General features: G+C 30.6%; 2 protein-coding genes. Both read left to right on the forward strand.

Annotation, left to right across the window (positions count from 1 at the left end; translation table 11 throughout):
- The first annotated feature begins 52 nt into the window (after positions 1 to 52).
- The gene (gene pepT, locus ACMOUI_RS08475) at positions 53 to 1,276 is read left to right on the forward strand and encodes a peptidase T (protein WP_418965289.1); all 1,224 of its coding nucleotides are present in this window, start codon (positions 53 to 55) and stop codon (positions 1,274 to 1,276) included.
- Positions 1,277 to 1,296: 20 nt separating this feature from the next.
- Positions 1,297 to 1,566, forward strand: a complete 270-nt coding sequence (locus ACMOUI_RS08480; protein WP_418965290.1) for an acylphosphatase — start codon at positions 1,297 to 1,299, stop codon at positions 1,564 to 1,566.
- Positions 1,567 to 1,770 lie beyond the last annotated feature (204 nt).

Consider the following 1,770-nt stretch of genomic DNA (forward strand, 5'->3'; position numbering starts at 1 on the left):
TGTTAATTTATATTATAGGTCAAATAATATTAAATGAATTTTGGGAGGAAAAATGAGTTTTTTAGTAGAGAAATTTTTACAATATGTTAAGATTGATACAACATCAGATGAGAAAAGTAAATCATGTCCAAGTAGCGAAATTCAATGGGATTTAGCTAAAGTTATAGTTAAGGATTTAGAAGAGATTGGTTTAGTAGATATATCATTGGACGAAAATGGTTATATTATGGGGACACTACCAGCAAACACACAAAAAGAGATTCCAACAATAGGGTTTATAGCTCATATGGATACTGCACCATCATTTAATGGTAAAGATATAAAGCCAAGAATTATAGAGAAATATGATGGGAATGATATCATATTAAATAGTGACTTAAATGTAGTGATGACAGTAAAGGATTTCCCAGAGTTAAAAAAATATATTGATCAAAGATTGATTGTAACAGATGGAACTACTCTTTTAGGAGCTGATGATAAGGCTGGTATAGTTGAGATTATGACAGCTTTAAAATACTTAAAGGAAAATCCTCATATTGAACATGGAGAGATTAAAATAGGAGTAACTCCTGACGAGGAGATAGGTAGAGGAGCAAATCTATTTGATGTGGAAAAATTTGGAGCAAAGTTTGCATATACAGTTGATGGTGGAGAGATAGGAGAGTTAGAGTTTGAAAACTTTAATGCTGCTTCAGCAAATATAGTGGTTAAGGGAAGAGATATTCACCCAGGAGCTTCAAAGAATAAGATGATAAACTCAATGCTATTGGCAATGGAGCTAAATGAGATGTTACCAGTTAATGAAAGACCTGAATATACAGAGGGATATGAAGGGTTCTTCCTACTAACTAATTTTAAAGGAACAGTGGAAACAACAGAGATTGATTATATAATAAGAGATCATTCAAAAGAGAAGTTCCTAGAGAAAAAGGAGTTAATAACAAATGCTGTGAAATATCTTCAAGGAAAATATAAAGATGCAGAGATATCACTGACATTAAATGATAGCTACTACAACATGAGAGAGATGATAGAACCGGTTTACCATATAGTGGATTTAGCAAAAGAAGCTATGATAGAGGTTGGAGTAAAACCAATAATAAAACCTATTAGAGGTGGAACTGATGGAGCAAGACTATCATTTAAGGGATTACCTTGTCCAAATCTATTTACAGGAGGACATAACTTCCATGGTAAGTTTGAATTTATACCAATAGAATCAATGGAAAAGTCAGTAAAAGTAATATTAAAAATTGTTGAAATTTTATCTAGATAGATATCTTTGAGGAGGTAGAGATGAAAACATATCATTTTATAATTAAAGGTGAAGTTCAAGGGGTGGGCTATAGGATAACAACATACTTAAATGCCACAAGACTTGGAATTACTGGTAGTGTAAAAAATTTATCAAATGACAATGTAGAAGTTTTTGCCCAGGGAGATGAAAAAATAATAGATAATTTTAGAAAATATTTAAAGATAGGTTCTTCAATGAGTCACGTCACTGAGGTGGAGGAAGATATATTGGATAGACCTAAATTTGATAGTTTTCAAGTGATATATTAATAAAAGGTGACTCAAAATTATTTTTGAGTCACCTTTGTTTTTTATTCTACACTGTGAAGAGATATATTTCTATAGTAAGCGAAAATATATGTTAAAGCTAAAGTTAATTGAAAACATCCCACTATGATAATCAATGTTTTTAAGTTTTGAGATTTAAATAGATATATAGTTAATAGCATAAGGCTTTTTTGAATAAATAAAGTT

The sequence above is a fragment of the Cetobacterium sp. genome (genome assembly GCF_048470075.1).
Taxonomy (GTDB): Bacteria; Fusobacteriota; Fusobacteriia; order Fusobacteriales; family Fusobacteriaceae; genus Cetobacterium_A.

Excerpts from the sequence above, each read along its gene's own strand:
- ACMOUI_RS08480 (WP_418965290.1), top strand. The coding sequence starts at position 1,297 with ATGAAAACATATCATTTTATAATTAAAGGTGAAGTTCAAGGGGTGGGC.
- pepT (WP_418965289.1), top strand. The coding sequence starts at position 53 with ATGAGTTTTTTAGTAGAGAAATTTTTACAATATGTTAAGATTGATACA.